The following is a 15,912-nucleotide window of genomic DNA, read 5'->3' on the forward strand; positions in this document are numbered from 1 at the left end:
CCCAAGGGTCTCGATCTGTCCACGATCACGCAGGCCAAGCTTGACGCCGTGGCCAGAGAGTTGAACGGACGGCCCCGGAAGACGCTAGGCTACGAAACACCGGCCGAACGATTTCAACAATCTGTTGCATCCACCGGTTGAAACCGCAGCCGATAGCGGTCGTTGAGCAGGGGTATGGCTTGAAGGGAGGAAAGCGACCACTTCCGACGGCGGATTCAACCAGTCGATTCAACACACTGAAGACGGCTGTTGCGGATGAAGTCAGGGCAAGGACCCAGTGCAGGGCAAGCCAGAACTTAAGCGTATACTTGCACTCTGAACCCGCCGCAGGCTGGTCGCCCAACTTCCTCCGGGATGCGGCCCCAGGTATCCCGGCGGGTTCGCTTGTTCCGAATCCTCTTGACGTTGTTGACGCCGGATTTCGGCGACACAGTGCCCGGTCGATGGACGGACCTCCAGCATGGTGCGATCCCGCTCGTCACAGCTTCAACGGAAGTCCCGCACTTTGAAGGCATTCTGTAAGGGTCAAGTGGCAGTTCTGCAGCCGGGTTTCGTTCGCTTCGTCCAGCGCTGCTCGATGTTTCTGTGTGAGCACGGGCAGTAGGTCGCCCACCTGCGCCATTGCCCGGAGTTTTTCCTGGCTCCCGCTGGCCCAAATGTGCAGCAGTGTCATCGCCATGAGCTGGGGCAAGGAGCTGGCGCTAATCGCCTCGAACGCCTCGCGTCCGATAGCATCGCCGACCGTCTTGGCGTCGAACATAAAAGCAGCCCCTGAAGTCGATAGTGGTGAGTGTTGCGGCCGTGTTGCTTCAATCGAATAACGAACCGCAGCGACGTTCAAGGCCACGCGCTCGCTTCTGTCTTGGCTCCTGGGTCCAGTGCTGCTGCATCTCCGTGCCACCTACACTTGGAGCCGCGTGTTCTCACCAAAGTCATTCGCGCGCGTGCGCGCGCATACGTTTCGACATGCCAGCCAAGTCCTTCGCACGACACAGCATTAGGGCAGCCAAGCGCTCGTAACATCCAAAAACCAATGGTAACCAGCACTAGCCGACTTCCGCAGCGCCTCGGGCCGCTCGAATACGGGGGAGGTTCAGGGCGGCCTTAGCCCTCCCCTCGGGAGTTTTGGGCCCGGTCGACCGCCCCCCGTGCCAGCGACATCTCCTACGCCCCGGAATGGGTTTCGTCCGACAAGGCGTGCCGGCGCGTGTCCTGGCGCCACAACAGCTTCTGACGATTGACATAACTGATCACCAATGTCATTCGGGCGCGCACGTGCAAGCGTCTTGACGTGGCCGGGGCGCGCGTTGCTCGTGGGGTCGTGCGTAATGTCACCAGACGGTGAGGGCACATTGGGCGGGGGTTGCTCAAACAACCCTTGGTAAGAATCTAGAAAGGAGTACGGTTTACGTACTGGCCTGTTCATCACCATGGGTATCCGCAGTTACGGAATGCGTAACTGAGATGCACCTTTTCCTCTCCGCAAGGTACGGAGATCGTACGTATCCTTGCGGAATTCGTACTGGCTCGCTGCGCTGAGGGCGTCTGTATCGCGGACGTTCGATCTTCCAATCGCCCGTGGGCGTCTTGGTAGGAGGATGGTCATGCTTCCCCCGGCAGTCGTCGACCGGCACCCACGTCAGTGCATACAAGTTTGGTCCAACCTGTAGACCGCCCTGTTTTGTGCGAATGATCAATCCGTAGTGCTCCAACTCCAGAGCCGCGAAGTGCAGTGTCTCGGGCACCTTCCAGCCACTCTTTGCCATGACGGTCCTACAAGTTGTCAGGTCCCCGTTGTTATGTCCCTTGAACTGTCTGATCAGATCGCAGAGCAACTTGATTGCCGTGCCGCCACACCGCTTCCAGTTTGCCGAGTCCTGCACGGCGTGCGGAATCAACGAGAACGTCCCAGACTCGCGACGACCAATGTGTTTGGCACGGCTACGAGGCTTAGCGCTCATCGGACGGCCTCCGGGCGATCCGCGCTGCAATCTGAGCATCGATCCATTCGTCCACGGAAGTCTCAGTCCAGGCATTTAGGCGCTGACCCAACTTGATCGCGACAGGGAACGTCCCGGCTGCCATCCGGCGGTAGACCTCGGAGCGACTGATTCCTGTGCGAGCGATTACCTCGGGTAAGCGGACTAGGCGCTGCTTTGATCCACTGGCTTGAGACTGAGGGTGCGGCTGCATTCCGGCTCTCCAATAAAAAAGCCGCCTTGCGGCGGCTTGGTGGGGGTGTGATTTTTGGGCACAAAAAAACCCGCACATGGCGGGCTTGGCATCAGAGGGCGATCGGATTATCCGGACGCGCCACTCCTAGCGTAGAAGAATCTACCTCACAACCGTTTCCCGAGCAAGTCCTGCGAGATGACCTGCACCGTTCAGGGATGTGCTTGGATGGATGTCGGCTCGGTGTCTTCACACAGACTGTCCAGATAGTTCGCCCACACCTGCATCGCCTCACGGCGGGCGTCGCCAAAAGTAGTGCGGTCGTAGGCCTTCTGTACATCCCCGCGCTTGGCATGGGCAAGTTGGGCTTCCAAGATATCGATATCGACGTTGAGGCGCTCCCGGGCAACGGTACGCAGCATCCCGCGAAACCCGTGCGTGGCGTGCTGTCCTTGGAAGCCCATGCGACGAAGCGCCGCACTCAGGGCGTCACGATGCAGGTGGGGGGTCTTCTGACGGGCCAAGGGAGGGAAGACATAAGTCCGCCCTTGGGTGTAGGCCAGCATCTCGCGTAGGCCGGCAATCGCTTGAGCCGGCAACGGAACCAGATGGTCGTGTCGAGTTTTCATGCGGTCGCCGGTAACGTGCCACTCCCCCGCCTCCAAGTCGATCTCGTCCCAGCGCGCGGAGGCTACGATGCCCGGACGCATCGCCGTCAGCATGGCCAGCCTCAATGCCGCGCGGGTCACCGGCGTCGGGTAACCGTTGATGGCTTTGACCAGTGCCGTGATCGTCTTGACGTTGGTAGCTGCCGGGATGTGCCCCTTGTCATGGGTGGGCACCGCTCCGCGAAGCGACAGCACGCGCCCATCCTCACGTAGTCCGTGCTGCTCGGCGTAGCGCATGATGCCTTGCAAGTACTGCCGGGCCTTTGCCGCGAGTGCTGGGGCCCCCTTGCCGATGTCAACCAACGCCGCCACGGCATCTTTGGTGGTCAAGGTGGCGACCGAACGTCGGCGCAGCTTTGGAACGAGGTACATCTCCGTGAGGTACTTGGCCTTGCGGTAGGTTTCCGGTGCCCAGCCCGGTCGCTTGTGCTCAAGCCACGCGGTAGCCGCGAGCTCGAACCCGGCCATGGCATCTCGCCTGGCTGCCGCCTTGGCTTCCGCGCGCGCAGCGGAGGGGTCTTGGCCGTTGCGCAGGACACGGCGCGCCTCGTCCCGTCGCTCGCGTACCTCAGCGAGGCCGACCTCGGGATAGACACCGAACGCCAAACGCTTTTCCTTGCCGGCGAATCGATACTTCATCCGCCAATATCGGCCACCGCTCTGGGTCACTTCGAGGTACAAGCCCAGGCCATCGGCGTGCTTGCCGGTTCGCGCCGACTTGATGAACAGCGCGGTGAGCTTGTTCGTTGCGGTCGCCATGGCACCTCCATGACCCCAAAAAGTGGGCCCAATGTGCCCCCACGGTCAGATGCCCCCAAATATGCCCCCAACTAGGCTGCGCTGCAATGGGACGACCTGAGATTCCCAGAAACAAAAAACCCGCCAGATTGGCGGGTTTCTGTCAATTCCCGGGACGCTATGAGATGCCCCGAAACTTTGTGTTGGTGCCCAGGAGAGGACTCGAACCTCCACGGTTTTACCCGCTAGTACCTGAAACTAGTGCGTCTACCAATTCCGCCACCTGGGCTCTCTGCAACGGTTTGCGCCGTGCGAGGCCGCGTATGTTGCGTTGCGGCGGGCACCTTGTCAACGCCTTGTGACAAATTTTTTGAATCCGCGTTGCCGGCCCGTCATGCCGGCGAACGCCGGCATCCGCAGACGAGCTCCGTGGACCTTCAATGAACCCGGCCGCGATGCCCCGGTTGCCGCCTTCCGGATTCGGGGCTATGGTCGCCGTACATCACTAAATGGCGGGCGACGCACCCGGTGCGTCGCCCGCGCTGCTATTGGAGACCCATCCATGAACCACCCGAGTCCCCCGCCCCTGCTGATGTCGCGCCTGGACGTGGAGCGCATCGAAGCCCTGCTCGAGCTGCCGATCGCCGAGGGCATCGACACCTCGGCGCTGGAAGCCGAGCTGGAACGGGCCGAGGTCGTCGAGCCGGCGCAAATGCCGGCCGACGTCATCACCATGAACACGACCGCGCGCTTCCGCGACGAGACCGACGGCGAAGAGCACGAGCTGACCCTGGTCTACCCGCGCGACGCCGACGGCAGCGCCGACAAGGTCTCGATCCTGGCGCCGATCGGCAGCGCCCTGCTTGGCCTGCACGTGGGCGACTCGATCGAATGGCCGCTGCCGGGCGGCCGCACCGCCCGCCTGCAGGTGCTGTCGGTGCGCAACCAGCCCGAAGCCAACGGCGAAGCGCACCGCTGACCGCCGCCCTGCGTCGCTCGCAGTGCGACGGCGCAGGCAGAACATGCGACCCGGCCAACAGCCGCGCCATCGTGCGCGGTTAAAATCGGCCCAACGACTCATTCCAGGTTCGTATCGCCATCCCCATGAACGAAACCGTCCGTCCGGCCTTCCACGGCTTCGAGCAGATCCCCCTGCGCGAGTATGCCGAGCGCGCGTACCTCGATTACTCGATGTACGTGGTGCTCGACCGCGCCCTGCCCTTCCTCGGTGACGGCCTCAAGCCGGTCCAGCGCCGCATCATCTATTCGATGAGCGAGCTCGGCCTCAACGCCGGCGCCAAGCCGAAGAAGTCCGCGCGCACCGTCGGCGACGTCATCGGCAAATACCACCCGCACGGCGACAGCGCCTGCTACGAGGCGATGGTGCTGATGGCCCAGCCGTTTTCGTACCGCTATCCGCTGGTCGAGGGCCAGGGCAACTTCGGTTCGACCGACGACCCCAAGTCGTTCGCGGCGATGCGCTACACCGAGTCCAAGCTGACCCCGATCGCCGAAGTGCTGCTGGGTGAACTGGGCCAGGGCACGGTCGACTGGACGCCGAACTTCGACGGCACCCTGGAAGAGCCGACCTGGATGCCGGCGCGCCTGCCGCACCTGCTGCTCAACGGCACCACCGGCATTGCCGTGGGCATGGCCACCGACGTGCCGCCGCACAACCTCAACGAGGTCGTCAGCGCGTGCCTGCGCCTGCTCGATGACCCGGACGCGACCACCCGCGACCTGTGCGAACACGTGCTCGGCCCCGACTACCCGACCGCTGCCGAGATCATCACCCCGCGCGCCGACCTGTTGAACATGTACGAAACCGGCCTGGGCAGCGTGCGCGCCCGTGCCGTGTACGTGAAGGACGGCAGCAACCTGGTGATCACCGCGCTGCCGTACCAGGCATCGCCGGGCAAGGTGATCGAGCAGATCGCCACGCAGATGCGCGCCAAGAAGCTGCCGTGGCTGGAAGACATCCGCGACGAGTCCGACCACGCCAACCCGACGCGCATCGTGCTGGTGCCGCGCAGCAACCGCATCGACGCCGAACAGCTGATGGGCCACCTGTTCGCGACCACCGACATGGAGAAGAGCTTCCGGGTCAACTTCAACGTGATCGGCCTCGACGGCCGACCGCAGGTGAAGGGACTCAAGGCCTTCCTGAGCGAGTGGCTGGCGTTCCGCACCGACACGGTCACGCGCCGCCTCAAGAACCGCCTGGAAAAGGTCGAGCGTCGCCTGCACCTGTTGGAAGGCCTGCTGATCGCCTTCCTCAATCTCGACGAAGTGATCCGCATCATCCGCAGCGAGGACGAACCGCGTCCGGTGCTGATGGCGCGCTTCAAGCTCAGCGACGAGCAGACCGACTACATCCTCGAGACCAGGCTGCGCCAGCTCGCGCGCCTTGAAGAGATGAAGATCCGCGGCGAGGAAGCCGAACTGGAAGCCGAGCGTGAGCGCATCGTCGCCACCCTCGACAGCAAGGCCAAGCTGAAGAAACTGGTCAAGGACGAGCTGATCGCCGACGCCAAGAAGTTCGGCGACGAGCGCCGCTCGCCGCTGGTCGCGCGCGGCGCCGCGCAGGCGTTGTCGGAGACCGAGCTGGTGGCCAGCGAGCCGATGACGGTCGTGCTCAGCGGCAAGGGCTGGGTGCGCGCGGCCAAGGGCCACGACATCGACGCGGCAGGCCTGAGTTACCGCGACGGCGACGAACTGCTGGCCGCGACCCGCAGCCGCAGCACGCAGCAGGTCGCCTTCCTCGATTCGACCGGCCGCGCCTATTCGACCGTGGTGCACTCGCTGCCGTCGGCGCGTGGCAATGGCGAACCGCTCACCGGCCGCTTCTCGCCGGCGCCGGGCGCGTCGTTCCAGGCCCTGGCCAGTGGCGAGAACGACCAGCGCTTCGTGCTGGCCTCCACGCACGGTTATGGCTTCGTCACCCGCTTCGAAAACCTCACCGGCCGCAACAAGGCCGGCAAGGCGATGCTGTCGCTGACGCCGGGCGCCAATGTCATCCAGCCGGCACTGGTTGCCGACGGCGAACAGGGACGGATCGCGGTGGTGACCAATGTCGGCCACCTGCTCACCTTCCCGGTCGGCGAACTTCCCGAGCTCGACAAGGGCAAGGGCAACAAGCTGATCGACATCCCCAAGGCCAAGCTCGGTACCGAGCGCGTGGTCGCGGTGGCGGTGGTGGCGCCGGGCGCGACGCTGGTGGTGAGATCGGGCGCACGCACGATGTCGCTGTCGTTCAAGGATCTCGATGCCTACGTCGGCGCACGCGCCACGCGTGGCGGGTTGCTGCCGCGCGGCTGGCAGAAGGTGGAAGGGTTGTCGGTCGAGTAGGCGATGCAACCCGACTTCTGGCACCAGCGCTGGCGCGACAAGCAGATCGGATTCCACCAGGACAAACCGACGCCACTGCTGCTCAAGCATTGGCCGTCGTTGCAGGTGGCTGCCGGCAGTCGCGTGTTCGTGCCGCTGGCCGGCAAGACGCTGGACATGGCCTGGTTCGCCGCGCAGGGACTGCGTGTGCTCGGGGTCGAGTTGTCGCGCATCGCGGTCGAGGAATTCTTCGACGAACATGGCCTGGAGCCCGAAGTCAGCGAGTCGACCTACGGGGTTCACTACCGCGCGGACGGCATCGAGCTGATCTGCGGCGATGCCTTCGCGCTCGATGCGGCCGTGCTGGCAGATTGCACGGCGGTGTTCGATCGCGCCGCCCTGATCGCCCTGCCCGCGCCGCTGCGTCGGCGCTATGTCGACGAGGTCTACCCGAGGCTGCCGGCCGGATGCCGCGGCCTGGTGATCACGCTGGAATACCCGCAGCACGAGAAGGACGGCCCGCCGTTCAGCGTCGGAGAGGAGGAAGTGCGCGAACTGTACGGTCGCGCGTGGAATGTGACCACGCTGGAACGGCGCGAGATCCTGGCGCAGCAGCCGAAGTTCGTCGAAGAGGGCGTCAGCGCACTCGACACCGTGGTCTACCGCATCGACCAGCGCCGCAGCTGACGGCCGGCAGCACGATGCAAACCGGCCTGACTTGACCCGGATCAAGGCGGCCGCGGCGCTCGCGGCCTAGCCTGTGCGCATGGCCCTGCCGACCCTCGCCTTCGATCCCGACCTGCTCCGCCGCTACGACCGCCCCGGGCCGCGCTACACCTCGTACCCGACCGCCCCCCAGTTCTCCGCCGCTTTCCAGGCCGACGAACTGTGCGAGATGGCGACCATCAGCAACGGCGACCCGATCCCGCGCCCGCTGTCGCTCTACGTGCACGTCCCGTTCTGCAGCAGCCCCTGCTTCTACTGCGGCTGCAACCGCATCATCACCCGCGACCGCACCCGCGGCGACGCCTACCTGGTCCGGCTGTACCGCGAGATCGCGATGATGTCGGCGCTGTTCGATCGCGACCGCCCGGTCACGCAACTGCACCTGGGCGGGGGAACGCCGAACTTCCTGGCGCCCGACCAGATTGCCGAGCTGCTGGACGTGATCGACCGGCACTTCACCCTGGCCGCGGACGGCGAACGCGACTGCTCGATCGAGCTCGATCCGCGCTTCGTATCGGCCGAAGACATCGGTCGCCTCGCGCAGGCCGGCTTCAACCGCGCCAGCCTGGGCGTCCAGGATTTCGATCCGGCGGTGCAGCAGGCGGTCAACCGGATCCAGAGCGTCGAGCAGACCCTGGCGATCATCGAGGCCTGTCGCAGGCACGGCCTGCGCTCGGTGAATGTCGACCTGATCTACGGCCTGCCGTTGCAGACGACGCGGGGTTTCGGGCGCACGCTCGACACCGTCCTGCGCGCGCGCCCGGATCGCGTGGCCGTCTACAGCTACGCCCACCTGCCGGCACTGTTTCGCCCGCAACAGCAGATCCGCGACGAGGACCTGCCGTCAGCGCCGGTGAAGCTCGGGTTGCTTCAGCAGGCGATCGAGCGCCTCGGCGAGGCGGGCTATATCTACATCGGCATGGACCATTTCGCCCTGCCGGACGACGACCTCGCGCGGGCGCAGGCGCGCGGCGGCCTGCACCGCAATTTCATGGGCTACACCACGTGCGCCGACAGCGACCTGATCGGACTGGGCGTCAGCGCGATCAGTCACGTCGGCGCCAGTTTCAGCCAGAACCCGCGTGACCTGCCCAGCTGGGAAAGCGCCATCGATGACGGTCGCCTGCCGCTGTGGCGCGGCATGCGCATGGACGCCGACGACGTGGTCCGCGCCGACGTCATCCAGCAGCTGATGTGCCACGGCGCGGTCGACATCGCCGCGACCGGGCGCCGGCACGCCATCGATTTCGCCGACTACTTCGCGCAGGCGCTGCAGCGCCTGCAACCGTTGCGCGACGACGGCCTGGTCGAGGTGTCGACCAGCGCCATCCTTGCCACTGCCCGCGGCAGGTTGCTGCTGCGGGTCATCGCGGCGTGCTTCGATCGCTACCTTCACGAGCCGGCGGCGGCCGCATCGAGGCAGTTCTCGAAGGCGGTCTGAGGGTCACCCCAATGCCGCCTGGTGCACGCCTGCGACCGCGCGCCCGGACGGATCGGCCATGGTCGCGAACGCCGCATCCCAGGCGATCGCCGCCGGCGACGAACACGCGATCGACTTGCCGCCCGGCACGGTCTCGGCGCACGCGGCACTGGGGAAGAACTGCTCGAAGATGTGGCGGTACAGGTAGGCCTCCTTCGTCTGCGGCGGGTTGACCGGGAAGCGGCTGGCGGCCGCGGCGAACACGCGGTCGCTCACCTGCGCCTGCGCGTGCGCCTTGAGTCCGTCGATCCAGCCATAGCCGACGCCATCGCTGAACTGCTCCTTCTGCCGCCACAGGATCGACTCGGGCAGGTAACCGTCGAAGGCTTCGCGCAGGATCGACTTCTCGATGCGGCGAACGCCATCGGGACCGATGCCGGCCATCTTGTGGCGCGCGTCCATCCGCATCGCCACGTCCATGAACTCGACGTCGAGGAACGGCACGCGCGGCTCCACGCCCCAGGCCATCATCGACTTGTTTGCGCGCAGGCAGTCGTAGTTGTGGAGGGCGTCGATCTTGCGCACGGTCTCCTCGTGGAATTCGCGCGCATTGGGCGCCTTGTGGAAGTACAGGTAGCCGCCGAAGATCTCGTCGCTGCCCTCGCCTGAAAGCACCATCTTGACCCCCATCGCCTTGATCCGCCGTGCCAGCAGGAACATCGGCGTGGAGGCGCGGATGGTGGTGACGTCGTAGGTTTCGATGTGGCGGATAACTTCCGGCAGCGCATCCAGGCCCTCCTCGAACGCGTATGTGAAACCGTGGTGCACTGTGCCCAGCGCCTTGGCCGCGATCTCGGCCGCGGCCAGGTCGGGCGATCCATCCAGGCCGATGGCGAACGAGTGCAGACGCGGCCACCAGGCTTCGCTGGCATCGTCGTCCTCAATGCGCCTGCGTGCGTAGCGCGCCGCCACGGCCGCCACCAGCGAGGAGTCCAGTCCACCCGAGAGCAGCACGCCATACGGCACGTCGCTCATCATCTGCCGGTGCACGGCGCGCTCGAAGGCCTCGCGCAGTTCCTGCCGGTCCACTGCCACGCCCTGGGTGGCGCCGTAGTCGCGCCAGGCCTTGATGTAGTAACGCACCAGTTCGCCGCTGGCGCTGTCGTAGTAGTGGCCGGGCGGGAACTGGGCGACATCGGCGCAGACGTCGCACAGCGCCTTCATTTCCGAAGCCACGCACAGGCGTCCGTCGCGGTCGTGGCCCCAGTACAGCGGGCACACGCCGATCGGGTCGCGCGCGATGAGGTAGCGCTTGCGCCCGGCATCCCACAGCGCGAAAGCGAAGATGCCGTTGAGCTCGTTGAGCCAGGCGGCGGTGTCGTCGCGCTCGCGGTAGAGCGCACTGATGACTTCGCAGTCGGAGGCGGTCTGGAACGCGTAGGGCTGGCGCAGCTGCTGTTCGAGCTCGCGGTGGTTGTAGATCTCGCCGTTGACCGCCAGCGCCAGCTCGCCATCGGCCGAGTGCAGCGGCTGCGAACCGCCGGCCGGGTCGACGATGGCCAGGCGCTCATGGACGAGGATCACGTCGTCGTCGAGGTGGACGCCGCTCCAGTCGGGGCCGCGGTGGCGCTGTCGTTGCGAAAGCTCCAGTGCGCGCCGGCGCAGCGCCTGCGCGTCGTCACCGGGTTGCAGGCCGAATATGCCGAGGATGGAACACATGGGAGGACTCCTGGGTGGGCTTGTTTCGTGGGCGGGAATGGGTGGCGCGGAGGCAAAACGAAGAAGCCCGCGCTTTTGGCGCGGGCTTCGTGAGCGAGTTAGCGTGTCTTGCGCGCGCTAATCGCCGGCCCGCGGGAGGCTGGCGTTATTGCGGTTGTTATTGTTCAGGCCGGCCACGGGCGCACCGCCGCGCTGAGCGGCTCGGGTGGCGTGGGCAAGGGCCTGGACGGAAGACATGGACCGATCCTGCGTCAGGTCGCGGCCACTTGCAAGCCCCTCCCCGCGAAGGGCACGCGACAGGACGAGCGGCCAGTTCGCCCCCCCGCATTTGCGCCACACTAGTGCGGGGAAACGAACCATCGATGGGGACCATGAAGAAAGTGATCAAACGCAGCCTGCTCGTGCTGCTGCTGTTGCTGGTGGCGATCGCCGTCGCGATCTGGTGGCTGATGCGCGGCAGCCTGCCCAGCCTGGACGGCGAACTCGCCCTGCCCGGCCTGTCGGCTCCCGTCTCGATCCAGCGCGACGCACTCGGCGTGGTCACCGTCGACGCCGCCAACGAGGCCGACGCCATGCGCGCGCTCGGCTACGTCCATGCGCAGGAACGCTATTTCGAAATGGACCTGCTGCGCCGCGCCTCGGCCGGCGAGCTGTCGGCGCTGTTCGGCCCGGCCGCGATCGACACCGACAGGCAGCGCCGCGTGCACCGCATGCGCGCGCGCGTCAGCGCCCATCTCGACGCGGTCCTCGGCGACAAGCGGCCGATGGCGCAGGCCTACGTCGATGGCGTCAACGCCGGCTTGGCGGCACTGAAGGTGCGGCCGTGGCCCTACCTGCTGCTGCGCACGCAGCCCGAGCCGTGGCGCCTGGAAGATTCCGCGCTGGCCGGCTACGCCATGTACTTCGACCTGCAGGACGCCAGCAACGCGCGCGAGCTGGCGATGTGGAAGCTCAAGCCGCACGTGCCGGCGGCGCTGTACGCGCTGCTCGATCACGACGGCAGCAGCTGGGATGCACCGCTGGCCGGCCGGCCGCGCGGAGACGCCACCCTGCCCGACGCGGCGACACTCGACCTGCGCACGCTGCCGGTGCCCTCGGCCGCCGACCGCCCGGCCAACGTGCCCGAGCGCTCCGACGTGGGCAGCAACAACTTCGCCGTATCCGGCCAGCTCACCGCCGACGGCCGCGCGATCGTCGCCGACGACATGCACCTTGGCCTTCGCGCGCCCAACATCTGGTTCCGAGCGCGCCTGCGCTACGCCGATCCGCGTGCCGCCAACAGTCGCGTCGACGCCACCGGCTTCACCTTGCCGGGCCTGCCGGCATTGGTGGTCGGCAGCAACGGCCAGGTCGCCTGGGGCTTCACCAACAGCTATGGCGACTGGCTCGACTGGCAGCGCCAGCCGGCCTGCAAGGAGCCGTGCGCAGGCGTGACCCGCAACGTCGAGCACATCCGCGTGGCCGGCCAGGCCGATGTCGAGTTCCCGGTCGATGAAACCGCATGGGGGCCGATCCTGTTCCGCCAGCCCGATGGCAGTGGCCTGGCCCTGCGCTGGGTCGCGCACCAGCCCGGTTCGATGAACCTGGGACTGGCCAACTTCCTGCACGCGCACTCGCTCGACGATGCCCTGCAGATGGCCGACCACACGGCGATCCCGGGCCAGAACCTCGCCATCGGCGGTCGCGACGGCCGCATCACCTGGCGCCTGCTCGGCCCGGTGCCGGTGCGCCAGGCCAGTTGCACCGCCACCACCGTCAGCGATGCCGCGACGTGCCCGCCGTGGCCCATCACCACGGCGTCGGGCATCGCCTTGCCGGCCGGCACCGTGCAGCGCATGTGGAGCGCCAACACCCGCGTCGTCGATGGCGCCCTGCTCGCGCGTGTCGGCGACGGTGGCTACGCCAATGGCGCGCGGGCACGGCAGATCCGCGACGACCTGTTCGCCAGGCAGCGTTTCAGCGAACGCGACCTGCTGGCGATCCAGCTCGACGACCGCGCCCTGTTCCTGGGCCGCTGGTGGCAGCTGCTGCGCGACCAGGGCGCGTCGGAGAAGTCACCGGCGCTGCACGAACTGGCTGCCGCATCGCCGACCTGGCAGGGCCACGCCAGCACCGACTCGGTCAGCTACCGCGTCGTCCGCGCCTGGCGCCTGGCCGTGCACGACCGCCTGCTCGACGGCCTCACCGCACCGGCACAGGCAGCACTGGGCAAGGATTTCGAGATGCCCAACCTGTCGCATTTCGAAGGCGTGGCCTGGCCGCTGGTGACGCAACGCCCTGCCAACCTGCTGCCGCGCCGGTTCGCCTCGTGGGATGCGCTGTTCGAAGATGCCGCGCGCGACGTTCGCGATGAACTTGCCGGCAAGGGCCCGCTTGCCCAGCGCACATGGGGTGAACGCAACACCGCGAAGATCTGCCATCCGCTGAGCCGCGCCCTGCCCGCGTTCGCCAAGCCGGTGCTGTGCATGGCCGCCGACGAACTGCCCGGCGACAGCGGCATGCCGCGCGTGCAGGGTCCCAACTTCGGTGCGTCCGAGCGCATGGTGGTGTCGCCTGGCCACGAGGCCGACGGCATCATCCACATGCCCGGTGGCCAGAGCGGTCACCTGCTGTCGCCGTTCTGGGGCGCCGGTCATGACGATTGGGTGCACGGCCGGCCGACGTCGTTCCTGCCGGGTGAGACACGGCATACGTTGAAGCTGGCGCCACAGTAAGGGACTGCCCTCGTCCCTCTCCCGAATGCGGGAGAGGGGCCTGGTCGCTAGCGCAGCAGCATCCGTTCCAGCAGCGCCAGATACAGACCCGGCAATGCCTCCAGATCCGCGACGGCGACGTGCTCGTCGACCTTGTGGATCGACGCGTTCACCGGCCCGATCTCGATGCACTGCGCACCCAGCGGCGCGATGAAGCGCGCGTCCGAAGTACCGCCGCCGGTGCTTTCCTCCGGCGCGACGCCGCAGTACTTGCCAAGCACGTCGCGCGCAGCGGCACGCAGCACGCCTTCCGGGGTATAGAACGGCTCGCCCCCACGCTGCCAGCGCACGCTGAACTCCAGCCCGTGCCTTTGCAGCACCGCTTCGCACTGCTGCTCGAGCTGTTCGGCGCTCCAGCTCGGGTTGAAGCGCAGGTTGAACAACACCTCCAGCTCGCCCGGGATCACGTTGTTGGCGCCCGTTCCGGCGTGGATGTTGCTGATCTGCAGGCTGGTCGGCGGGAAGCTCTCGTAGCCATCGTCCCAGCGCCGCGCGGTCAGCTCGGCGAGCGCGGGCACGGCCTGGTGGATCGGGTTGCGCGCCTTGTCCGGGTAGGCCACGTGGCCCTGCACGCCGTGCACCGTCAGCTTCGCCGACAGCGTGCCGCGACGGCCCACGCGCAGCAGGTCGCCCAGCTTCACCATGGATGACGGCTCGCCGGTGACGCACCAGTCGATGCGCTCGCCGCGCGCGCGGAACGCCTCGGCAACACGGCGCACGCCATGGACGGCATCGCCCTCCTCGTCGGAGGTCAGCAGCAGTGCGACCCGGCCCGGATGATCGGGATGGGTGGCCACGAAACGTTCCAGCGCCACGACAAACGCCGCGACGCTGCCTTTCATGTCGGCCGCGCCGCGTCCGTACAGCACACCGTCGCGGATCTGCGGTTGGAACGGATCACTGGCCCAGGCATCGCGCGGACCGGGCGGAACCACGTCGGTATGTCCGAGCAGCACCAGTGTCGGACCATCGCCGCCATGCACGGCCCACAGGTTGTCGACATCGCCGTAGTGCATGTGCTCGCAACGGAATCCGGCGGCCAGCAGGCGCTGGGCGATCACCGCCTGGCAGTCGGCATCGTCGGGAGTGACCGAAGCGCGGGCGATGAGGTCGCAGGTGAGGTCGAGTACGTCGCTCATCGCAATCATCCCAGCGCACCGACTCCGAAGCGCTGCTTGAAGCCGTTGTCGCTGAAGCCCTGGCTGACCTTGCCGTCGTCGCTCACCACCAGCGGGCGGCGGATCAACTGCGGGTACTCCTTCAGCAGCAATTTCCACTCGGCATCGGAGCCGGGCGTCTTGCGGTTGTCGGGCAGCGCGCGCCAGGTGGTGGACGACTTGTTGATCATCGCGTCCCAGCCACCGAGCTGGTCCTTCCATTCCACCAGCTGTTCCGGAGACTGGCGCTCGTCGCGGTAGTCGACGAAGGCATAGCCCAGACCGAAGCGGTCGAGCCACTTGCGCGCCTTCTTGCAGGTGTCGCAGTTGTTGAGGCCGTAGAGGGTAGTCATCGTGCTCAGTCCGCCAACCCGCGCAGCAGCTCGTTGATGCTGGTCTTCGACAGCGTCTTGGCATCGACCTGCTTGACGATCACCGCGCAGTAGAGCGAGTGCGAACCGTCCTTGGCCGGAAGCTGGCCGGAGACGACCACGCTGTAGGGCGGCACCGAGCCGTAGCTGATCTCGCCGGTGGCGCGGTTGTACACGCGCGTGCTCTGGCCGAGGAACACGCCCATGCCGATCACGCTGTGGTGGCCGACGACGAAGCCTTCGACGACTTCCGAGCGCGCACCAATGAAGCAATGGTCCTCGATGATCGTCGGCGAGGCCTGCAGCGGCTCCAGCACGCCGCCGATGCCGGCGCCACCGGACAGGTGGCAGTGCTTGCCGACCTGCGCGCACGATCCGACCGTGGCCCAGGTATCGACCATGGTGCCCTCGCCCACGTGCGCGCCGATGTTGACGAAGCTCGGCATCAGCACCACGTCCTTGCCGATGTAGCAGCCGCGGCGTGCGATCGCGCCGGGCACGACGCGCGCGCCGAGCTTGCGGAAATCGGCGTCGCCGAAACCTTCGAAGCGCGCCGGCACCTTGTCCCACGCCGGCGCCGGATAGCCTTCCACCAGTTGCATGTCGTTGACGCGGAAGTACAGCAGCACCGCCTTCTTCAGCCATTCGTTGACGGTCCAGCCGCCCTTGCCGTCGGGTTCGGCGACGCGGAACTCGCCGCTCTCCAGGCCCGAGATCACCCGCTCCACCGTCGGCCGCGTCGAGCCTTCCAGCTCGTCGGGGGTCAGCATCGCGCGGCGCTCGAATGCGCTGTCGATCATGAACTTCAGTTCGTCGATACCCGGCCCCTTCGGCGCAACCTTCTTGCGCACGGCCTTGCGG

Annotated in this window: 12 protein-coding genes, 1 tRNA gene and 2 pseudogenes; 6 read left to right on the top strand and 9 right to left on the bottom strand. The window is 66.6% G+C overall.

Going from position 1 to position 15,912, the window contains the following annotated elements; genetic code table 11:
- Positions 1–141: pseudogene (locus AB4Y64_RS15320) on the top strand (IS30 family transposase); the annotation flags it as partial.
- A 337-nt stretch (positions 142–478) separates the two neighbouring features.
- On the opposite strand, the gene AB4Y64_RS15325 reads toward AB4Y64_RS15320, so the two are convergent.
- From AB4Y64_RS15325 to AB4Y64_RS15345, 5 genes are all read right to left on the bottom strand, one after another.
- Entirely contained in the window at positions 479–847 is a 369-nt protein-coding gene (locus AB4Y64_RS15325; protein WP_441817332.1) for a hypothetical protein, read from the bottom strand.
- 199 nt (positions 848–1,046) lie between these two features.
- Positions 1,047–1,244, bottom strand: coding sequence for an HGGxSTG domain-containing protein (locus AB4Y64_RS15330; RefSeq protein WP_441817333.1), 198 nt, complete (start codon positions 1,242–1,244; stop codon positions 1,047–1,049).
- A gap of 706 nt (positions 1,245–1,950) precedes the next feature.
- The gene (locus AB4Y64_RS15335; RefSeq protein ID WP_441817334.1) at positions 1,951–2,271 is read right to left on the bottom strand and encodes a helix-turn-helix transcriptional regulator; all 321 of its coding nucleotides are present in this window, start codon (positions 2,269–2,271) and stop codon (positions 1,951–1,953) included.
- 113 nt (positions 2,272–2,384) lie between these two features.
- Entirely contained in the window at positions 2,385–3,599 is a 1,215-nt protein-coding gene (locus AB4Y64_RS15340; protein ID WP_441817335.1) for a tyrosine-type recombinase/integrase, read from the bottom strand.
- Between the two features lie 183 nt (positions 3,600–3,782).
- Positions 3,783–3,867, bottom strand: a tRNA-Leu gene (locus AB4Y64_RS15345).
- Between the two features lie 273 nt (positions 3,868–4,140).
- On the opposite strand from AB4Y64_RS15345, the gene rnk reads away from it, so the two are divergent.
- The 4 genes from rnk (at position 4,141) to hemN (ending at position 9,072) form a co-directional block, all read left to right on the top strand.
- Positions 4,141–4,557: a nucleoside diphosphate kinase regulator gene (gene rnk / locus AB4Y64_RS15350; protein ID WP_441817336.1), complete on the top strand. Its 417-nt coding sequence runs from the start codon at positions 4,141–4,143 to the stop codon at positions 4,555–4,557.
- Between the two features lie 125 nt (positions 4,558–4,682).
- Positions 4,683–6,926 (top strand): DNA topoisomerase IV subunit A, encoded by a 2,244-nt coding sequence (gene parC / locus AB4Y64_RS15355; protein ID WP_441817337.1) that lies wholly within the window; start codon positions 4,683–4,685, stop codon positions 6,924–6,926.
- Positions 6,927–6,929: 3 nt separating this feature from the next.
- Positions 6,930–7,592, top strand: coding sequence for a thiopurine S-methyltransferase (locus tag AB4Y64_RS15360; RefSeq protein WP_441817338.1), 663 nt, complete (start codon positions 6,930–6,932; stop codon positions 7,590–7,592).
- A gap of 79 nt (positions 7,593–7,671) precedes the next feature.
- On the top strand, positions 7,672–9,072 hold the full coding sequence (gene hemN, locus AB4Y64_RS15365) for an oxygen-independent coproporphyrinogen III oxidase (RefSeq protein ID WP_441817339.1): 1,401 nt from the start codon (positions 7,672–7,674) through the stop codon (positions 9,070–9,072).
- Positions 9,073–9,075: 3 nt separating this feature from the next.
- Here hemN and asnB read toward each other — a convergent pair whose 3' ends face one another.
- Complete coding sequence (asnB, locus tag AB4Y64_RS15370; protein ID WP_441817340.1) at positions 9,076–10,770, bottom strand: asparagine synthase B; 1,695 nt, start codon at positions 10,768–10,770, stop codon at positions 9,076–9,078.
- A gap of 371 nt (positions 10,771–11,141) precedes the next feature.
- Here asnB and AB4Y64_RS15375 point away from each other — a divergent pair, with 371 nt between their 5' ends.
- A complete protein-coding gene (locus tag AB4Y64_RS15375; RefSeq protein ID WP_441817341.1) occupies positions 11,142–13,484 on the top strand; it encodes a penicillin acylase family protein in 2,343 nt (780 codons plus the stop codon).
- A 47-nt stretch (positions 13,485–13,531) separates the two neighbouring features.
- On the opposite strand, the gene dapE is transcribed toward AB4Y64_RS15375, so the two are convergent.
- The 3 genes and pseudogenes from dapE to dapD form a co-directional block, all read right to left on the bottom strand.
- A complete protein-coding gene (dapE, locus tag AB4Y64_RS15380; protein WP_441817342.1) occupies positions 13,532–14,662 on the bottom strand; it encodes a succinyl-diaminopimelate desuccinylase in 1,131 nt (376 codons plus the stop codon).
- Positions 14,663–14,667: 5 nt separating this feature from the next.
- On the bottom strand, positions 14,668–15,033 hold the full coding sequence (locus AB4Y64_RS15385) for a Spx/MgsR family RNA polymerase-binding regulatory protein (RefSeq protein WP_441817343.1): 366 nt from the start codon (positions 15,031–15,033) through the stop codon (positions 14,668–14,670).
- Between the two features lie 5 nt (positions 15,034–15,038).
- Positions 15,039–15,884 (bottom strand): annotated as a pseudogene (gene dapD, locus AB4Y64_RS15390) (2,3,4,5-tetrahydropyridine-2,6-dicarboxylate N-succinyltransferase); the annotation flags it as partial.
- Positions 15,885–15,912: the final 28 nt, after the last annotated feature.

Source organism: Lysobacter sp. TAF61, assembly GCF_052113485.1.
GTDB lineage: Bacteria > Pseudomonadota > Gammaproteobacteria > Xanthomonadales > Xanthomonadaceae > Lysobacter_J.

Excerpts from the sequence above, each read along its gene's own strand:
- AB4Y64_RS15330 (WP_441817333.1), bottom strand. The coding sequence starts at position 1,244 with ATGTCAATCGTCAGAAGCTGTTGTGGCGCCAGGACACGCGCCGGCACG.
- AB4Y64_RS15335 (WP_441817334.1), bottom strand. The coding sequence starts at position 2,271 with ATGTGCGGGTTTTTTTGTGCCCAAAAATCACACCCCCACCAAGCCGCC.
- AB4Y64_RS15340 (WP_441817335.1), bottom strand. The coding sequence starts at position 3,599 with ATGGCGACCGCAACGAACAAGCTCACCGCGCTGTTCATCAAGTCGGCG.
- rnk (WP_441817336.1), top strand. The coding sequence starts at position 4,141 with ATGAACCACCCGAGTCCCCCGCCCCTGCTGATGTCGCGCCTGGACGTG.
- parC (WP_441817337.1), top strand. The coding sequence starts at position 4,683 with ATGAACGAAACCGTCCGTCCGGCCTTCCACGGCTTCGAGCAGATCCCC.
- AB4Y64_RS15360 (WP_441817338.1), top strand. The coding sequence starts at position 6,930 with ATGCAACCCGACTTCTGGCACCAGCGCTGGCGCGACAAGCAGATCGGA.
- hemN (WP_441817339.1), top strand. The coding sequence starts at position 7,672 with ATGGCCCTGCCGACCCTCGCCTTCGATCCCGACCTGCTCCGCCGCTAC.
- asnB (WP_441817340.1), bottom strand. The coding sequence starts at position 10,770 with ATGTGTTCCATCCTCGGCATATTCGGCCTGCAACCCGGTGACGACGCG.
- AB4Y64_RS15375 (WP_441817341.1), top strand. The coding sequence starts at position 11,142 with ATGAAGAAAGTGATCAAACGCAGCCTGCTCGTGCTGCTGCTGTTGCTG.
- dapE (WP_441817342.1), bottom strand. The coding sequence starts at position 14,662 with ATGAGCGACGTACTCGACCTCACCTGCGACCTCATCGCCCGCGCTTCG.
- AB4Y64_RS15385 (WP_441817343.1), bottom strand. The coding sequence starts at position 15,033 with ATGACTACCCTCTACGGCCTCAACAACTGCGACACCTGCAAGAAGGCG.